We start from the raw sequence: 19304 nt of genomic DNA on the forward strand, positions 1-19304 counted from the left end.
AATCTAAAAATCTCTTTAGCCCCCAGTTTGATATCAAGAGAAAGAGAATTTATTGTGGGGATCGGCTGTATGAGAAAAAGCCCTGACTTGACAAACCTAAGTTCTTTTTTGTAGGATACGTTTTCTAATCTACAAAAGAGTTTTTCATGGTTTTAGACAACCGCTTTTGGCTGATGTGGCTAGCCCCTGTGGTGGCAAGCTTTTTCTCTGTAGAGGTGCAGGTATGGGGCGAGGCATTTTGGCATGTGCTCAAGGTGGTTTTTTATAGCTTTTTGGTTTTCTATGTTTTTTATCTTTTATTAAGTCTGATTCCATACCAAGCCCTAGCCAAGTTTCTAAAAAATGCCATGCTGGTTGTGAGTTTGGTCCTAACTTTCATCGATTTTTTTGCCTCCTATTATTTTCACATGGGCTTTACACCCTCCTTGGTCGGCACGCTCTTAGCCACTAACACAAGGGAGAGCCAAGCGTTTTTAATGGATATGGTGTTCCCCCATATGGGCTTTATCTTAGTTTATTTGGCAACTTGTGTCATCTTCTTGTTCTATATGCGTTTTAAATTGTCTTTAAGCCCCAAACAGAGTTTTAAAACTCTAGCCATGCTCTTTGTGCTCTTTTGGGCGCATACTTTAGGGGCTTTTTATGGGCAAGGTGGGCGGGGATTCTTGATTAACCCCAATATTCCGACACAAATCATGCCCATAGTGAAAGAGGTCTATGCATTGGTTGCCAGTCTCCATGAATATTCCCAAATAAAAACCATCTATGCCAGTCTCAAGCAGCCTTACCCTAAAGATTACCTTAAAGTGGATAGCGACAGCGTGCCCAATGTGGTTTTGATTGTGGGCGAGAGTGCCTCGCGTAATTTTATGCATCTCTATGGCTATCCGGTCCCCAATACGCCCTTTTTAAGCGATCTACAAGAAAGGCGGCAAAATTTATTTGTCTTTAAAAACACCATCTCAGCTTTTGCCAACACTCTGCCCACTTTCCAAACTCTGCTAAATTACTCCGATGTGGAAAACTACACGATCCCTTGGTATCAGCAAAAAAATTTAGGCATGATCTTTAATTTGGCAGGTTACAAAACCTTTTGGATTGACAACCAAGAAAGCATGGCGGCAAGCAATATTTACAACGCCCTTGCCTATAACTTCGCCTACAAGTATTTTACTGATACGCCCTACAAGGCCATTTTATCCCACCATGATCAATGGGTGATCCCCATTTTTACCCAACAAGTCCAGCCCAAACTGGAATCTAAAAATCTGATCCTTTTCCATCTATTTGGTAGCCACCCCATTTATAACAGACGCTTTCCCAAAGACTTTGCCAAATTCACCCCTAAGGATATTCCCTATCAAGATTTGCATGTCCAAAATGACAAAGATAAGCAAATTATTGCCGATTATGTCAATTCGTTGTATTACACCGATCATGTTTTAGGAGAGATTTTTAAACTCTTTCAAGATAAAGATGCAATCATTGTTTATCTCTCCGATCACGCTCAAGATATGTTTGAGAGTTCTAACACCTATGGGCATAAATGTTCTAACTTTGGAGTAGAAATCCCCTTTGTGATCTATGTTACCGACACCTTCAAGCAAAAATATCCCCAAAAGGTTAAACAAATCGCAGAGGCTATCAATAAACCCTTCATGAGCGATGATTTAATCCACTCTCTTTTGCCCATCGTGGGGATTCACACTAAAGATAATCTAGAATCTAAAAATCTCTTTAGCCCCCAGTTTGATATCAAGAGAAAGAGAATTTATTGTGGGGATCGGCTGTATGAGAAAAACCCTAAAGTTGGAGCACAACAAGCCAGAGGATTCTACAAGTCCCCTCCTACAAATGCACCATTCTAGCATAGGGTTTAGGAATATCGATCTCCTGCCCCAAACTCAAGGCTGCATTAAAACACCAAAAAGGGTTTTTGAGCAAAGCGCGCGCTAGATAGATCGCATCCACCACTTGGCTACCCACTAACCTTTGCGCCATTTTGGGCTCTTCAAGCAACCCGCCCCCAATGGTGGGTTTGCCTAAAGCCTCTTTGAGATAGCCTGCATAAGGGATTTGATAGCCCGGATAGGTTTTAATGGGAGCTTCCACCACGCCCCCAGAGCTCACATCCAAAGCGTCATAAAGGGGACTTAGAGGCTCTAAGAGTTGTGTTATAGTCTGCGGGGTGTTGCCCTGTGGGTGGTAGTCTGTAGCCGACACCCTCACGATTAGAGGTAAGTCTATGGCTTCTCTTAGGGCTTGCAAGATTTCTTGTAAAAGCAATGCGCGATTCTTTCCATAGGCATCGCTTCTCTGATTACTCAAAGGGGATAAAAAGCTACTGAGCAAATACCCATGTGCAGCATGGATTTCTAACGCGTCAAAACCCGCTTGCTTTGCCCTAAGCCCGGCTTGCTTAAACTCTAAAACGACTTGTTTGATGTCTTGTGTATCTATTTCTTTAGGCATGGCGTATTGCTCATTAAAGCGCAAAGCGCAGGGGGCTAAAAGTGGGGCATCTTTAAGTTGTCCTTTCCTGCCCGCATGCCCAATTTGTAACGCCACCTTAGAGCCGTGTTTGTGGCACTCCCTAACAATCTTGGCTAAGCCCTCCACATGCCCCTCTTCATAAATGCCTAGATCGCCCGGATCGATTCGCCCCTTGGCACTCACTGCGGCCACTTCAAAGATGATCAAGCCCACTTGTCCGATCGCACGGCTAATATAGTGGTGCGTGTGCCAGTCATTGGTGTAGCCATTGATCGCGCTGTATTGATCCATCGGCGCCATCACCACGCGGTTTTTCAACTCCAAATCCCTGATTTGCCAAGGGCTAAATAATAGAGTGTTTTTACGCATGTTCTGCTCCTTCTAAGAATTGGTGTAAATGCCGATACTCTTTGGGATTCAAGTAGCGAGTCTTGCCTACAGGCAAGGCGTTTAGATGGGTAAATCCAAAGCGTACCCGTTTTAAGTCTAGCACGGGGGTTTTAAAATAAGCAAAAAAACGGCGGATTTCTCTATTTTGCCCCTCACAAAGAGTCAGTTTGAGTTTAGAATAATGCCGGTGGTTTTTGATGATATGGCAAGACATGGGGGCTAGGCGCATGCTCTCTAGTTTGCTCTTAGGGTGTGCACCCCCAAGTCCCTTAATCTCAATGCCATTTTGCATAGCCTCTAACATGCGCGCCCCCACACTCCCCTCAATTTTAATCAAGTACTCACGCTCTAGTTGGCTGTGCATCAAAGCATCCACCACCAACTTGCTATCACTTAGTAGCAAGAGACCACTAGAGGCAAAATCCAAACGCCCGATGGGCGTAAAATGCCGGTATCGTGCCTCTAGACTCTCAAAGATAGTCCGCCTACCCCGATCATCCCGCAAGCTCACCAGCTCGCCCTTGGGCTTGTGATAAACCACCACGCTAAAATGTTGGGATTTGGGGCGCAAAAGCTGGGAATTGATAAAAATCTTATCTTGGGGCTTAAAGGGTGTGGTGAAAGTGGCTAAGGTGTGGTTGATTTTGACCTGCCCCTCAGCGATGAGCCGATCGGCTTGGCGGCGCGAACAAGGGAGATTGTGGGCAATGAATTGGTTTAGACGCATTAGATGTCTAACCATTCATAGGCTTGGAAACTCTGCTTGATTGCACTATTGACTTTAAGCGCGGTGTTGAATTTAAACCGCTTGTCCTGATCGTGAAAGATCAATGATAGGGCACGCTCACCCTTGTGGCTTTGGGCGGCATCTTTGAGTTGTGCAAAGAGTTCTAAGGATACGCTGGTATCTAGCACAATAGACAGAGGAATGTGTTGTTCATCTTGGCAGGTGAGCAAACAACTTGAATCATCTTGAAAATCTTTGGCAATGTCTAAGGGTTGGGACATTTCTACCTCCTCTGGGTTGTTTTTGTAGCGCGCTTTAGGGATTTTGACACCCTTTATATTCCCTAGGGTATCAATCTCTAAGAGCCGTAAGCGCGCGACCTCTTCTTGTTCCTCGATCTTGCATTTGAAGGCTAGGGGCTGTTCTATATTGAGCGTATCTAGGGTGTTGAGCTGTTTTTCAAACAACATCAATTCAAAGCGCCCGGACAAATCTACGATGATCACTTGCCCATAGGGTTTTTGACTCTTTTTGCTCAATTTGCGTTTGATCTCTAAAACCTTACCCACAAATACGGCTTGTGAGCCAATCTCCATACGGGGAATATCCACGCTCTTAGCCACATTTTTTAACGCCTTGATGGGGGCTTTAAACTCATCTAAAGGGTGTCCAGAAAAATAAAGCCCCATGCACTCGTATTCATAATTTAAAAGCGTGTTGCTGTCATATTCCTCATAGATTTTTAAATCCAAGTGTGCTTTTTCGTGCGCTTCTTGCTGGGAGAATAGCCCCGCGCGCATTTGGGCATTGGTTTTATCTTTTCTGCGCCCCTCATCGCAAATCGCATCTAAATTTTCAAGCATGGTGCGGCGGTTGTACCCCAAGTTGTCTAGACTCCCCGACTTGATCAAGGGTTCTAAAATGCGTTTGCTAAATTTAGAAAAATCCAACTTGCTAATCAAATCCTCCAAATTTTCAAAATGCCCATGTTTTTCGCGCATCTCCACTAAAGTCCCTAGCGGTCCCTCGCCTGCCCCCTTAATCGCCTCTAACCCAAAGACGATGATCTTGTCCTTTTTGCGTTGTTCAACCTTAAAACTCACATCAGAGGTATTGACATGGGGGCGTTCAATGGCAATCCCCATTAAGCTAGCCTCCTCCACATAACGCGCCACTTCCTCAATGTGGCGGCATTCACTGCTGAGCATGGCTGCCATGAACTCGTGCTTGTAGTGGGTTTTTAAATAAGCCGTTTGGAAAGTGAGCATGGCATAGGCAACGGAGTGGGATTTATTAAAGCCATAGCCGGCAAATTTGACAATGAGATCAAAGAGTTCGCCAGCCTTTTGCACCTCATAGCCCTTTTTTTGCGCGCCCTCTACAAACTTAGCCCGATTAGCCGCCATGATGCTGGCATCTTTTTTGCCCATTGCGCGCCTGATCAAATCCGCTTCGCCCAAAGAAAAGCCTGCAATGCTCTGCACAATTTGCATGACTTGTTCTTGGTAGATGATGGTCCCATAGGTAGGGCGTAAAATAGGCTCTAGGGCTTCAAACATATAGGTGATGGATTCATGTCCATGTTTGCGATTAACAAAGTCATCCACCATGCCCGACTCCATAGGTCCGGGTCGCCCCAGTGAAAGGATGGCAACAATATCCTCAAAGCTGGAGGGACGCAAGCGTTTGTTGAGGGTTTGGAACATACCTGATTCGATTTGGAATATCCCAATCGTGTTGCCCTCTTGGATCGTGGTATAAACCTGTGGGTCGTTCATATCCACATCTAAGAGATCGATTTTTTGGTGACTGTATTTTTCAATGATCTTTAACGTATCGTGGATTACACTCAAAGTCTTAAGCCCCAAAAAGTCAAACTTGATCAGATCGATGGCTTCTAGGTATTTCATGGAGTATTGGGTAACAATGCCCCCCGTGCGCTCACTGGTATAAAGCGGGGTTTTATACCACAGCTCCCGCTCACTATCCACCACTAAAGCGGCCGCATGCTTGCCTGCCGAGCGGTTTAAATTCTCTAAACGCAAAGAAAAATCCCAAACCTCTTTGGCAAGTTTATCGCTCTCTATGAGTGTCTTGATCTTGGGCTCTAGATCAAAGGCTTCTTGCAAGGTGATCCCTAGTTTGTTGGGGATGAGTTTTGCCATCTCATCGGCTTGTTTGTAGGGCATGTCTAAGACCCGTGCGACATCGCGGATCACCCCTTTTGCGAGCATTTTATTGAAGGTGATCACTTGAGCGACATTGTATTTGCCATATTTGTTGATCATATAGTCCAACATCTCGCCCCGCCGTTTTTGGCAAAAATCCGTATCAATATCGGGCATAGACACGCGATCAGGATTTAAGAATCGTTCAAACAAAAGATCGTATTTGATTGGATCAATATCGGTGATTTGCAAACAAAAAGCAACCAAACTGCCTGCCGCACTACCCCGCCCCGGCCCTACAGGAATCCCGTTTTCACGCGCATGCCTAATAAAATCCCACACAATTAGCATGTAACCCGCAAATTTCATCTGGCTAATGATTTTAATTTCATACTCTAGGCGTTCTGTGTAGCGGGCATGTTGGCTAGGATCAACCCGTTCTAAACGCTTTTTAAGCCCCTCTCTAGATTTATAGGCAAAGTAAGCCCCGTCATCCTCTAAGTCTAGCCCCTCCTCTTGGGCGTATTGCTGGGTGAATTTGAAGCGTGGGGGAGTGGGTGGATTGGCATCATTTTTTAAATCTAACTCCAAATGGCACTTACTGGCGATCTCTTGGGTGTTTTGCAAGGCTTCAGGAATGTCGGCAAAGAGTCTGGCCATCTGCTCGGGGGTTTTGATATAAAACTCATGCACAGAGTGTTTTAAGCGGTTTTCATCATTTAAGGTCTTGCCCATCGCCACGCACATGGCGACCTCTTGCGCGCTGGCATCCTCTTTGTTGGTATAGTGGGTGTCGTTGGTGGCAATGAGCTTAATGCCTGTTTCTAAGGACAATCTAATGAGTTGTTCATCAATAAAGAGTTGATCAGCAATGCCATGGCGCATGATCTCCATGTAAAAATCATCCCCAAAAATTTCTTGGTATTCCTCTGCCACCCTCTTAGCCTCTTCATAGCCCTTAGCCCCATATTGCTTATTTTTAGGGCTATTGGTGTTTAAATGCCAGTTGATTTCCCCTTGCAGACACGCGCTTGAACAGATGATCCCCTTAGATCGCTCCCTTAAGAGCTTTTTATTGATGCGTGGATAATAATAAAACCCCTCTAAGAAAGCCTGTGAGCTCAGATACATTAAATTATGATAACCCTCTAAATCTTTGGCATACAAACAAAGATGGAAGCGTTGCCTTGATTGTTTGTCGCTCAAGTTTTCGGCATTATGTAAGTAGGTTTCAATCCCAATGATGGGCTTGATTCCCTCTTTTTTCATGCAGGTGTAAAAATCAATCGCGCCAAACATATTCCCGTGATCGCTCATGCTCACACTCTCCATGCCCAACTCTTTGATCTTTTGGGCTAGGGTCTTGATCTTATTGGCCCCATCTAAGAGCGAATATTCGGTATGCAGGTGTAAATGGGTGAACTGTTGCATGTGTATCCTTTATTCCATACTATTACAGGAGGACTTAAAAATCAAGTCTAAAATCCTACATTGAGCCACGCTTATTCCTAGATTTTTTAACTCAAGTGAGGACAACCCCTTAAGTAAATTTTGGTTATACTAGCCCCTCAAAAATCCAAAAATAGGATCAGGCTCGTATGTTAAGCATTAGAAACATCGCTGTTATTGCCCATGTCGATCATGGAAAAACCACTTTGGTGGATGGTTTGCTCACACAATCGGGCACTTTTGGTGAGCGCGACAAGATTGATGAGCGCATGATGGATAGTAACGACTTAGAAAGGGAACGGGGGATCACCATCCTTTCTAAAAACACAGCGATCCACTACAAAGACACCAAAATCAACATCATAGACACCCCCGGGCACGCCGACTTTGGAGGCGAAGTGGAGCGGGTGCTTAAAATGGTCGATGGGGTTTTGCTCTTAGTGGATGCGCAAGAAGGGGTGATGCCCCAGACTAAGTTTGTGGTCAAAAAGGCATTGAGTTTTGGATTATGCCCCATTGTGGTGGTCAATAAAATTGACAAGCCTGCAGCTGAACCCGATAGGGTGGTTGATGAGGTCTTTGATCTTTTCGTGGCGATGGGGGCAAATGATACCCAGCTAGATTTTCCAGTTGTCTATGCAGCTGCACGGGATGGCTACGCCATTAAAGACTTGAGCGATGAAAAAAAGAATTTAGAACCTCTGTTTGAAACCATTCTCTCCCATGTGCCCACTCCCAGCGGGGAGACCGATCAGCCCCTGCAAATGCAGATTTTTACCCTAGATTACGACAACTATGTGGGTAAAATCGGCATTGTGCGGGTGTTTAATGGGCAGATCAAAAAGGGAGACATGGTCGCTTTGCATAAGAGCGATGGGAGCAAGGAGAGCGGGCGTATCACAAAATTGATTGGCTTTTTAGGGCTAGCTAGAATGGAGATCGAGCAGGCACAGGCGGGCGACATTGTCGCCATTGCCGGCTTTAATGCGATGGATGTGGGCGATAGCGTGGTCGATCCCAATAATCCTATGCCCTTAGACCCTATGCACCTTGAAGAGCCCACCATGAGCGTGGTGTTTGCAATCAATGATTCCCCCCTAGCGGGCACGGAAGGTAAGCATGTTACCGCTAATAAACTCAAAGATCGCCTGTTAAAAGAGATGCAAACCAACATCGCCATGAAGTGCGAGGAAATGGGCGAGGGGAAATTTAAAGTGAGTGGGCGGGGGGAATTGCAAATCACCATTTTAGCCGAGAATTTGCGCCGTGAGGGCTTTGAGTTTAGCATTTCGCGCCCTGAAGTGATCGTGAAAGTTCAAGATGGCGTGAAGCTAGAACCCTTCGAGCATTTGGTGATTGACACCCCCCAAGATTTTAGCGGGGCGATCATTGAGCGACTCGGGCGGCGCAAGGCGGAGATGAAGGCGATGAATCCGATGAATGATGGTTACAGCCGTTTAGAATTTGAAATCCCGGCTAGGGGTCTCATTGGTTATCGCTCTGAGTTTTTAACCGACACCAAGGGCGAGGGGGTGATGAATCATTCCTTTTTAGAGTTTCGTCCCTTTAGTGGGAGTGTGGAGTCGCGCAAAAATGGGGCGTTGGTGAGCATGGAAAATGGAGAGGCGACTGCATTTTCTTTATTTAATATCCAAGAGCGGGGTACGCTTTTTATTGGGGCGCAAACAAAGGTCTATGTGGGCATGGTCATTGGTGAGCACAGCCGGGACAATGATTTAGAAGTTAATCCCATTAAATCTAAGCACCTAACCAACATGCGTGCGAGTGGGAGCGATGATGCGATCAAACTCACCCCCCCAAGACTGATGGCACTTGAGCGGGCTTTAGAATGGATTGAGGAAGATGAACTGCTGGAGGTTACACCCTTGAACTTGCGTATCCGCAAGAAAGTTTTAGACCCCACGGCACGCCGCCGTGTCAAAAAATCTTAGTCTAAGAGGAAATACCATGCAATTATCTGTTACCAAGCGCAATGGGTGTGTTGAGCCTTTGGACACAGAGAAAATCCGTAAGTATTTAAAAAGTGCTACAGAAGGCTTAGAGGGGATCAATAAGAGTGTTTTGGAATTAGAAATGAATCTTTATTTTAAAGACAGAATCAAAACACAGGATATCCCTAAAACCCTGATCAAAATGGCAGTGGATAAAATCGATGTGGATGCGCCTAATTGGAGTTTTGTTGCTGCACGGCTGTTTCTAGATGATCTTTACTACCAAGTGAATGGCTCTAGGGGCTATGCGCATTTGAAAGACTATTTTAAGAGGGGCGAAAAAGAAGGGCGTATCGCATTGGGCTTTAAAGATAAGTTTAATTTGGAACAACTCAATGAGGCACTAGTGCCTGAGCGTGATTTGCAATTTAACTATCTAGGGATTAAGACCCTTTATGATCGCTATTTGCTCAAAGACTCCCAAGGCAACCCCATTGAGCTACCCCAACACATGTTCATGGCGATTGCGATGTTCCTAGCCCAAAATGAGAGCGACCCCAATGCGCGTGCTTTGGAGTTTTACGGGGTGTTGAGCAAGTTTGAACTGATGTGTGCCACGCCCACTTTAGCCAATGCGCGCACGCCCAATCATCAACTCAGCTCTTGTTATGTGGGTTCAACCCCAGATAACATTGAAGGGATTTTTGACAGCTATAAAGATATGGCTCTTTTGTCTAAATACGGCGGGGGGATTGGCTGGGATTTTAGCCAAGTGCGTTGTTTGGGTAGCTACATTGATGGGCATAAGAGTGCTAGTGCGGGCGTGATTCCGTTTTTAAAGATCGTCAATGATGTCGCCATTGCGGTCGATCAACTCGGCACACGCAAGGGAGCGATTGCGGTCTATTTGGAAATTTGGCACATGGACATTTTAGAGTTCATTGATTTACGCAAAAATAGTGGCGATGAACGCCGCCGTGCCCATGATTTATTCCCCGCCCTCTGGATTTGCGATCTGTTCATGGAACGTGTGGAGCAAGATGGGATTTGGACTCTCTTTGACCCTTATGCTTGCCCCGATCTCACCCAGTGTTATGGGGTCGAATTTAGACAAAAATACCTAGATTACGAGCAAAACCCCGCTGTTCCTAAAGAGAAGATGAGTGCTAAGACATTGTGGAGAAAAATCCTCACTAATTATTTTGAGGCAGGTCTGCCCTTTTTGGGCTTTAAAGATCGTGCCAATGAGACCAACCCTAATGCCCATGTAGGGCTTATCCGTTCCTCCAATCTTTGCACCGAGATTTACCAAAATACCAGTGCGGGCCATTATCGCATGCGCGTGGAATTTGAGGGGGGAGATTGCGTATTTTTCGAAGAACAAGTAGAGGTTAGCACTGATGCGGGTGTGTCTAAAAAAGCCAATAAACTCACCAGCAATGATTGCTTGGGGGGCAAAAAAATCTTCATGGCGACTAAAGTTCCTGAGGAGGGCGCAGTCGCGGTGTGCAATTTGGCTAGCTTGAATTTGAGCAAAATTAACACCCCAAAAGACCTTGAACGGGTCGTGCCCATTGCGGTGCGGATGTTGGATAATGTGATTGATTTGAATTTTTACCCCACGGCTAAGGCAAAAAACACGAATTTAAAGAGCCGTGCGATCGGGCTTGGTGTGATGGGCGAGGCGCAGATGTTAGCCCAAAGTCAGATCAAATGGGGGAGCCCAGAACACACTGCCAAGATCGATCAAGTCCTAGAAAAGATGAGTTATGAAACCATTTTGGCTAGTTCTAATCTTGCCCAAGAGCGGGGGAGTTACACCCATTTTGAGGGCTCAGAATGGAGTAAGGGGGTTTTTCCTATGGATAAAGCCAAACAAGAAGCCCTAGAGTTAAGCGCGCATGCCCCCATGTGTGATTGGGCTAGTCTCAAGGCACGGGTGCAAAAACAGGGGCTTAGAAATGGGTATTTAATGGCAATTGCGCCCACTAGCTCGATCTCTATCTTAGTGGGCACGACCCAAACCATTGAGCCTATTTACCAAAAAAAGTGGTTCGAGGAAAATCTAAGCGGGATGATCCCGGTGGTTGTGCCTAATTTAAACCTAGAAACTTGGAATTATTACACTTCCGCCTATGACATCGATCCCAAGGATATTGTCCGCTTGGCTGCTGTGCGCCAAAAGTGGATCGATCAAGGCCAAAGCCTCAATCTCTTTTTACGCCCCCAAGAGGCTAGTGGCAAACTCTTGCATGAAATCTACCACTTGGCATGGAAACTAGGTTTAAAATCAACCTACTATCTACGCACCCAAAGCCCTAGCCTAGATGATAAAAGCGTGCTGGATCGATCCATTGAGTGCCACCATTGCCAGTGATCCAAAGGTTTTCTAGCAAAGCTCCAAATCCTTGATCTTGGAGCGTATGCTCTCAAAATGCGTTTCTAATGCCCCACGGCGTTGGATGCTCAGTTCAATAAACGCGCCTTCTTTTTCTATGCCCACAAAGGCGCGCCCCAACAAATTAGCCGCAATGCCTGTTGTGCCCGAGCCACTAAAGGGATCGCCAATAAGCGAATTAGGATGGCTAGCCATTAAAATCAAACGCACCAAGAGTCTTAGGGGCTTTTGGGTGGGGTGTTTACCCTGTTTTTTTTCCCAAGGAGCGATGGCAGGCAATACCCACACATCGCGCATTTGCCGATTCTCATTGATTTTTTTTAATAATTCGTAGTTAAAAATATGCTTGTGCTTGGGGCTTTTGCGCGCCCAAATGATCTGTTCGCTTGAGTGTGTCAGATAACGGCAGCTAAAATTGGGGGGCGGGTTGCTTTTTTGCCAAGTGATGAGGTTTAAAATCTTAAAGCCTAATTCTTGCAAGGCAAGCCCGAGTGAAAAGAGATTATGGTGGGTGGCACTGATACAAATACTCCCCCCGGGTTTGAGTGCACTTTTAGCCACCTGCAACCATGCCATATTAAAGGCGTGCATGCTCTCTAAACCCTTGCTTTGATCCCAATGTCCCTTATTTACGCTCACAATCTCCCCACTTTGGATACTAAGCCCCCCATTGGAGAGAAAATAGGGCGGATCGGCAAAGATAAAATCAAAGCATTCGGGCATTTGCCTTAAAATCGTGTTGCAATCAGCTTGGTAGAGCGTGAATGGAGCGAGTTTGTCAGTGCTCCTAAAGATGGGTGTTTGTAGGCTATGATCCATTTTGCACGCTTTTAATGAGGTGATCCACATGGGCGAGATTATAAAGACACACACTTTTATACGCCTCTTCTAATTTGTTTTGGCAAGAAAGCCAGCCCTGCCCATCGGTGATCCACACAAAATATTTCCCCGCCAAACCCTCAAAACGCAGGGCGAGTTCTTGATAAGCCCGTGCTACCTCATTAAGCTTACTCCCTGCACTAGTGTAAAAATTACACTCCACAAAATACAGACCTTGTTTGCCCGAGATCACAAAATCAAATCTTTTAATATCCTCGCCAAAAAGCCTATGCAAATCTGGATACAGCTCCACGCTCACCTGTTGGCTAAACTCCAAATGCGCATTTTTAAACATGTCTCTCAAATGGGCTTCCATAGCAAACCCACCCCGATTCTTGCGCGCGTTGCTATCCAGCCCGACCTCAACGCCCAAGATAAAATCATCTAAATCTTTAATTTTGTGGGTGCTAAAGAGTTCTAAAAGCCCGCTTTGGGAGAGAAAAGCGCAAATTTTTTCTGGGCTTTGCAAATAGCCACTTAAGGGCATTTCCTCTTGTTGGGGGGTCAAAATGATCTCTTGGGAGTTACGCATAGCCAGCAAGAGGGGCAGGGCTTGGAAGGCTTGGGGGTTTTGATTAAAGAGGGCTTGGACTTTGGATTCTAAGTTTTGCGCACTCACCCCTAAAAGCCCATTTAAAACCCGCAACGATACACGCAGGGCGTGGCGTTTTTCTAAGCATTTTTGCCAATCTACAAAAAAATCCAGCGTACGGTTGGTTTTTTTAAGCGTTTTCAAAAAGCAATCAAAGGGGAGGGCATTTTTCATGGATTAATCCTCAATGTTTGGCATCTAGGATGAATTGCAGGATAAAGAGAATCATGAAGACATATAAAAGGGGATGCACCTCTTTAAACTTGCCCCGACAGATTTTAATGAGCGGGTAGAGAATCAACCCCGCACCCACGCCATTAGTGATGCTATAAGAGAGGGGAATCCAAAAGAGCACAAAAAAGGCAGGCAAGGATTCCTCTAAATTGTGCCAATCAATTTGGCCTAGATGGCTCATCATCAAAAAGCCCACCACGATCAGAGCGGGGGAAGTGATAGCGGGCATGCTGGCTAAAACTTTGGCTAGGGGGGCTAAAAAGAGCATGCCCACAAACAAAAGGGCGATCACCACGCCCGTAAAGCCTGTGCGCCCCCCCACGCTCACCCCCGTGCCCGATTCGATGTAAGCTGAGGTGGGCGAAGTCCCCGCAAGCGCGCCTAAAGTGCTGGCAATCGCATCGGCAGACAACGCCGCTTTGGCATTGGGAAAATGCCCATTTTCAAGCAAGTTAGCTTGTTTGGCAACACCGATCATGGTGGCGGTGGTGTCAAAGAGCATGATCAAAAAGAAAGTGAAAATCACCGCGCTTAAATTGGGCTTGAATGCGCTTAAAATATCTAGTTTTAAAAAGGTGGTGCTGGTGTGGGTGGGGAGTTCTAAGAGGTGATCGGGGAGTTGCAGATGCCCCAAAAGGAAGCTGAGTAGAGCGGTGATGAGCATGCCCAAAAAAATCGCCGCCTTGATGTTGTAAATCATCAAAACAAGGGTAATAAGCAGACCCAGTAAAGACATGTAGGCAATGGGATGGGCAAAATTGCCCAAAGTAACCAAAGTTGCGGGTGAAGCGACAATCAAATGGGCATTTTGCATGCCAATAAAGGCAATAAAGAGCCCAATCCCCGCACTCATGCCCGCTTTGAGCGGATTAGGGATCGCCTTGATCAAGGCTTCTCTAAACCCCGTCAAAGAGAGGGCTAAAAAAATGAGTGAGGCTAAAAATACACTCCCCAAAGCACTTTGCCAAGAAATACCCATGCTAAGGACTATCACGAAGGTAAAATAAGCATTCATGCCCATCCCCGGGGCAATAGCGATGGGGTAATTAGCTAGCAAGCCCATAATGAGCGTACCGACTACCGAAACTAAAATGGTGGCCACAAAGACCCCCTCAAAATCCATGCCCGTTTTTTGCAAAATCGCCGGATTAACCACTAAAATATACGCCATTGTCACAAAGGTCGTAACGCCAGCGGTGATCTCGGTGCGTAAATTTGTGTGCCGTTCTTTAAATTGGAAAAAACGCGCTAAAGCTTGCATGGTTTGCTCCTTATGTATTTAGTGGCTTTCATGTTAGAATGGAGCAAAAAGGCAAATTCTAATGGATTTTGCTTAAGATGGGGCTTAAATGATCACCTTAGAGGGCTTAGAGTCTTGGCAAAATAAGCGGTGTTTATTGGGCTTTTCAGGCGGGGGGGATAGCGTGGCATTGTTTTATCTGCTCCTAGAACAGGGCGTGCATTTTGATCTAGCCATCGTGCATTATGCCCTGCGCGATCAAGCCGATCAAGAGGTGCGATACGCCTTAAAATTAGGGCGACAACATACTAAAAGCGTGCATGTGTGCTATGCGCCCCTAAGGGGGGGGAATTTGGAGGCGCGCGCACGCACACGCCGTTATGCCTTTTTTGCACGCTTAAGCCTTTTATTTGGCTATGAATGCGTGATCTTAGCCCACCACCTCAATGATAAACTCGAATGGTTTTTAATGCAATTAGCCAAGGGGGCGAGTTTGCAAACCCTTTTAGGGTTTGAAGCCCTAGAGAGTAGAGAGCACTACACCCTAGCCCGTCCGCTCCTCTACACCCCCAAAAACACGCTTAAAGACTATTTACACGCCCATAACTACCGCTATTTTGAGGATTACAGCAATGCCAATCAGCGTTTTAAACGCAATGTCTTTAGGCATGCCTTAAGCGATGTGTTTTTAAATCTCAAGGGCACATCTCAGGGCTTAAAACGCAGTTTTCAGGCTCTAGCTTTGGAAAAAACCCGGCTCTACCCCCCCATTAAAATGGTTTGTATAGCTAGGGTGTGGGTGTTTAAAGAAAATAGCCAAAATGTATATTACATCGATCGCCTCTTAAAACGCTTGGGTTATGTGTTGAGCCAACCCCAACGCCTAGAGTTAGAACGCCAACACTTTAACACGATCTTTAGCACCCAAACTAAAGTCTATTGTGTCGGGGCTTTGGGAGGGTTTGTCTTCGTGGGGACAAGATCACACACCAAACCCATAGCCCTACCCAAAATCTATAAAGATCGATGCCGCACCCTCAAAATCCCCTTCAACTTGCGTCAAATCCTTTATAGCTCCAAATGGCAGGAACATTTAGAAGCGATTAAACACGCTAAAGACACTCTGTGCGCGCCATCAAACTTAAGGGCAAGTTAAAATACGCGATGATCTCTTGCTCTAGGGCGCGTTGTTGTCCTTGATCGCATTCATGATCATAGCCTAGTAGGTGCAAGTAGCCATGCACGAACAACAAGGCGATTTCATCTAAAAGTGCATGCCCGCGCGCTTGGCTCTCTTGGATGGCTAAATCCACATTGATCACTACACTGCCTAAAAGTTGCTGGGCGGGCATTTCTATGGGGAAACTCAGCACATCGGTGCTTTTGGGGATATTCCTAAATTCTAAGTTAAGTTTAGCGATCTGTTCGCTACAGACTAAAACCAACTCCACATGCCCGGGGCGCTTTAAATACTCCATCATGGGCAAAAGTTTAGGGATTAGCCAGCCTTCTAAATCTAGGGGCAAACTCTCTTGGTCAGCCTCACAAATGATCTCAATAGCACAAGTAGGCAAGGCTTAGGCCTTGAGTGCGGGGAGTTCGAAGAAGGCCGCCTTGTCATTACCACCCAAGTAATATTTTTCATAAAAATCGGGGGGGATATTGAGCCAACCATCACTCAGTTTGATTCTTGCAAAATCAAGCGAATAATCGCCAGCACACACAAATATGGTATCGGGTTTGGGTGTGTAATAGTCGCTCTCAGGTTTGATTTGATAACTTGTTAAAAAAGTCTCAAAATCTGCTTGCGAAAACGAATAACGACCTCCCGAGCAATCAAGTTCTTCATCCTCTTGAAAAATAGGGCTTGCAAAAAAATAAAGCAAGAGGATGGGGTAGTGTTTGGGCTCACCCACCCATAAAGATTTTTTATGCTTGATGGCAAGTCCCCTAAGCACTTCCTTTCTGTCTTTTTCCAGTGCCTCAAAGTGGTGATCGAGCAGTTCCACTAAGATCGCCTTACCACTCTCTAAATCTGGAGCGTTGAGTAAGCGGCTTTTAAGGACTTGATAAGATTTGGGCTTGCCCTTACTAGAAACAGTCCCTATGTTAGGTTGGATCGCCTCTTGGATCAATTTTCTAATCAGATTTTCTAACTTGAGTTGTTGGCCTTGATAACTCTCTAGCTGGGCTTGTTTGTGGGCTAGAGCTTGTTGCTGGTTTAGGGCCACTTGGATAGTTTCCCTCTCCACACCCACGCTAAAAATTTGGCACAACGCAAAGATGATGTCCGCATCATTCGTGGCGTTAATGGCTAGGACTTGGTCTAGCTCGCTTTGGAATGCGCGGGATTGCAACCAGCGTTGCAAAGTGTTGTTCTTATAGTGTTCCAACACATCTAAGATGTCAAAATGCTCTCTGAGCTCCTCTAAATTACTCACCCTATGGTTATCACAATGCAAAACAAACTTAGCTAGTTTCATGGTTGTCCTTAATCAAAGATGGCACATGATAGCCAATTTGGGTTACATGCAATACCCGCGTTTTTGACATAGGGCTAGTAGTTTGGCTTGGTAGTCATCTTGCAACGAATCTAGGGTGATGGGGTTTTGGTTATTAGGGTCATCACGATCTTGGCGGTAGATAATTTGCGAACCCAACACTTGGTTAGAACCATCGGCATTAATTTTGAGATTTTGCGCGCTGTATTGGTGCAAATAAAAATCATTGTAGCCACGCAGTTTGAAAGTCAGGTAGAATTGGCGTTTGATTGGTGTAGAAAGGGTTTTTGAAAACTCCAAAGTCAAGTAACCCTCGTTGTAGATCGCATGGACCACACCCACGCCCTCCATGCAAAAATGGGCGCGTTGGGTGCGTAAGGTCTTGCCCTCTGTGATAGCAACACAATTCGTGTTGGCGCTGATCTGGTTGGAAATGGAGTAGGTTTGTGTATTGATCTCTAGGATTTGCACCTCTAAGGGTGTGTTTTGGGGATGGGATTGGAGTCTGGCTAAAAGCGCATTATTAATCGCAGAGAGGGGGATTTGTTTAGAATTGGGTTGGTTGTAAAAAACTTGTTGGTGGTTGGAAAAATGGCTCAAATAAAACGAACCCTCTGAGAGCTGGAAGGCGAGATAAATACTGGTTTTGCGTGCGGGAGTGGTGGGTGTAGGGGGTGTTTTCTTAGAGAGGGTGAAACCTACAGAGTTGGCACCATCAGCACTACTGAGTTCTAATTGGTTAAAGCCCTCCAAGCAAAAGCCCTTAAAAACTTGTTTTTGGAAAGAAATACCCAAACAGAGGCTGTCTTTTTGTTCCCCTCCTTTTTGGCGAGTCTCACCCCGAGAATAAAAGAAAGTATAGGATCGATCGCCAATCTTAAAAGCTTGTTGGTAGTCATCTCCAAAAAAGATATAATTTGTGAACGCAGACCCCACAAGATTATTCTTAGCAAAAAAATCTTTCATCCATGTAAAGGCTGCCACGCTTTCATCAGAAAAACAAGATGATTGGCAATCGCCCTTTTTAAGCGCGGCGTTCATTTGGGCGCGCTTTTTATCGATCCAACTTGGTGTGTTGGGTTTATTGTCAAGAGAATCACATGCATAGGCGCAAGAGAGGGCCAAAAAGGATAGAAAAGCCAAATTTTTCATCTGCACCTCATATACAATACCCATTTTTTTGGCATTTGGATAAAAGTTTGGTGATTAAATCTGCCCTCAAGGAATCCATACCAATGAGGGCTTTGTGGTTTGGATCATCGCGATCTTGGCGGTAAATGACTCGGGTTTTCAAAATCTTTTGGACTCCTTCATGGTTGATTTGGACATTTTGGCGGCTTAATTGGTACAACAAGAAAGCCCCTTGGTCAAATCGGAAGGTGATAAAAAACTTGTGTTGGAGGGAATTTTGGGGTATATCGCTAAATTCAAAGCGTAAAAAATCCTCTTGGTGTGAAAAATGCACATGGGTGTATCCAAAAATACAGAAACTCCCTTTTAAAAGATTTGCGCTAACCTGCACGGCACCCACGCATTTTAAACTTTGTGTGAGCTCAGAGCTAGAGGGGCTGGTATTGATGACAAGGGCGTATTTTTGCCCCTCCAAGGAGAGATAAGTTAGGGAGTTTTCCTGAATGGGAGATTTGATAGAAAAAGAGTTATGGACCCTGAGACGTTCCAAAAAGGAGACACTAAGAACTGCCATCGGGAACTTTTGGGCGTTGCTAGGATCGTCCCTGCTTTGCAAATAAAGGATACGGGTTTGATCGCCCATTTTTTCCTCCAAACGCGACAAATAAAAAGTGCCTGAAATGAGATGGAAGGCAACATCTAGGCTGGAGGTTTGGGGGGTTGTGGGGGTTGGCATGGTGGGCAAGAGCCTTAAGGAGAACTGATCGATTAAAGAGTCGTTTTTCTTCCAAACCACACGCTCAAAGCCCTCCAAACAAAACCCTTTGTATAATTTGCCCCCAAACAACACACCCACGCAGACACTGGACACACCCTTTTGCCCGCCTGATAGATGGGTTTGCGCATGGGCATAGAGAAAAGTATAGGACTTGCCATGCATGTGGATTGTCTGTTGTTCGTTAATGTCTGAAGAAACTTCGTAATAGTCATAAGTGTTTGCAGACTTTTGGACAAAGTCCCCTGTCCATTGGATGAGTTTATCCCTAGCCTTTAAAGAAGGGGTGGCTTGCAAACAAACCAACCCCAAGAGGCATATAAAAACCCACCTCATGCTACATACAATACCCGCGCTCTTTGCATTGGGCAAACA

Annotated in this window: 14 protein-coding genes; 4 read left to right on the forward strand and 10 right to left on the reverse strand. The window is 45.5% G+C overall.

Annotated features, from left to right (window positions below):
• Positions 1 to 146: 146 nt before the first annotated feature.
• Positions 147 to 1868 (forward strand): phosphoethanolamine transferase, encoded by a 1722-nt coding sequence (locus FNE76_RS07150; RefSeq protein ID WP_143928459.1) that lies wholly within the window; start codon positions 147 to 149, stop codon positions 1866 to 1868.
• On the opposite strand, the gene FNE76_RS07155 is transcribed toward FNE76_RS07150, so the two are convergent.
• The 3 genes from FNE76_RS07155 to dnaE are packed head-to-tail and all read right to left on the reverse strand — an operon-like array spanning position 1849 to position 7209.
• A complete protein-coding gene (locus FNE76_RS07155; protein WP_120948678.1) occupies positions 1849 to 2862 on the reverse strand; it encodes an oxidoreductase in 1014 nt (337 codons plus the stop codon). The genes FNE76_RS07150 and FNE76_RS07155 overlap by 20 nt on opposite strands.
• Entirely contained in the window at positions 2855 to 3610 is a 756-nt protein-coding gene (locus tag FNE76_RS07160) for a pseudouridine synthase (protein ID WP_185963026.1), read from the reverse strand. The genes FNE76_RS07155 and FNE76_RS07160 overlap by 8 nt, the downstream gene beginning before the upstream one ends.
• Positions 3610 to 7209 carry a DNA polymerase III subunit alpha gene (dnaE, locus tag FNE76_RS07165; RefSeq protein ID WP_120948680.1) on the reverse strand — a complete coding sequence of 1200 codons (3600 nt, stop codon included), beginning with the start codon at positions 7207 to 7209 and terminating at the stop codon, positions 3610 to 3612. Before dnaE ends, FNE76_RS07160 begins: the two co-directional genes overlap by 1 nt.
• A gap of 167 nt (positions 7210 to 7376) precedes the next feature.
• Here dnaE and typA point away from each other — a divergent pair, with 167 nt between their 5' ends.
• Together typA and FNE76_RS07175 are read left to right on the forward strand one after the other, a co-directional pair.
• Positions 7377 to 9179 (forward strand): translational GTPase TypA, encoded by a 1803-nt coding sequence (typA, locus tag FNE76_RS07170; RefSeq protein WP_120948681.1) that lies wholly within the window; start codon positions 7377 to 7379, stop codon positions 9177 to 9179.
• Positions 9180 to 9195: 16 nt separating this feature from the next.
• Positions 9196 to 11556: a ribonucleoside-diphosphate reductase subunit alpha gene (locus FNE76_RS07175; RefSeq protein ID WP_120955927.1), complete on the forward strand. Its 2361-nt coding sequence runs from the start codon at positions 9196 to 9198 to the stop codon at positions 11554 to 11556.
• A gap of 12 nt (positions 11557 to 11568) precedes the next feature.
• Here FNE76_RS07175 and FNE76_RS07180 read toward each other — a convergent pair whose 3' ends face one another.
• Genes FNE76_RS07180 through FNE76_RS07190 form a run of 3 tightly spaced genes read right to left on the reverse strand, consistent with a single transcriptional unit; the run spans position 11569 to position 14543 of the window.
• On the reverse strand, positions 11569 to 12396 hold the full coding sequence (locus FNE76_RS07180) for a DNA-methyltransferase (RefSeq protein WP_120948682.1): 828 nt from the start codon (positions 12394 to 12396) through the stop codon (positions 11569 to 11571).
• Complete coding sequence (locus FNE76_RS07185; RefSeq protein WP_120948683.1) at positions 12386 to 13222, reverse strand: type II restriction endonuclease; 837 nt, start codon at positions 13220 to 13222, stop codon at positions 12386 to 12388. The genes FNE76_RS07180 and FNE76_RS07185 overlap by 11 nt, the downstream gene beginning before the upstream one ends.
• 10 nt (positions 13223 to 13232) lie before the next feature.
• Positions 13233 to 14543: an NCS2 family permease gene (locus tag FNE76_RS07190; RefSeq protein WP_120948684.1), complete on the reverse strand. Its 1311-nt coding sequence runs from the start codon at positions 14541 to 14543 to the stop codon at positions 13233 to 13235.
• An 88-nt stretch (positions 14544 to 14631) separates the two neighbouring features.
• Between FNE76_RS07190 and tilS the strand changes: the two genes are divergently transcribed.
• Positions 14632 to 15678, forward strand: coding sequence for a tRNA lysidine(34) synthetase TilS (gene tilS, locus FNE76_RS07195; RefSeq protein ID WP_120948685.1), 1047 nt, complete (start codon positions 14632 to 14634; stop codon positions 15676 to 15678).
• Here the strand turns inward: tilS and ybeY are convergent.
• From ybeY to FNE76_RS07215, 4 genes are all read right to left on the reverse strand, one after another.
• Complete coding sequence (gene ybeY / locus FNE76_RS07200; protein ID WP_185963027.1) at positions 15635 to 16072, reverse strand: rRNA maturation RNase YbeY; 438 nt, start codon at positions 16070 to 16072, stop codon at positions 15635 to 15637. The genes tilS and ybeY overlap by 44 nt on opposite strands.
• Before the next feature lie 27 nt (positions 16073 to 16099).
• On the reverse strand, positions 16100 to 17005 hold the full coding sequence (locus tag FNE76_RS07205; RefSeq protein ID WP_120948687.1) for a hypothetical protein: 906 nt from the start codon (positions 17003 to 17005) through the stop codon (positions 16100 to 16102).
• Between the two features lie 42 nt (positions 17006 to 17047).
• On the reverse strand, positions 17048 to 18199 hold the full coding sequence (locus tag FNE76_RS08575; RefSeq protein WP_143928460.1) for a hypothetical protein: 1152 nt from the start codon (positions 18197 to 18199) through the stop codon (positions 17048 to 17050).
• Positions 18183 to 19304: hypothetical protein (locus FNE76_RS07215; RefSeq protein ID WP_235895369.1), on the reverse strand; the 1122-nt coding region annotated here is incomplete at its 5' end. The genes FNE76_RS08575 and FNE76_RS07215, both read right to left, overlap by 17 nt.

Origin of the sequence: Helicobacter mehlei (genome assembly GCF_007280785.1) — a bacterium.
Lineage (GTDB): Bacteria > Campylobacterota > Campylobacteria > Campylobacterales > Helicobacteraceae > Helicobacter > Helicobacter mehlei.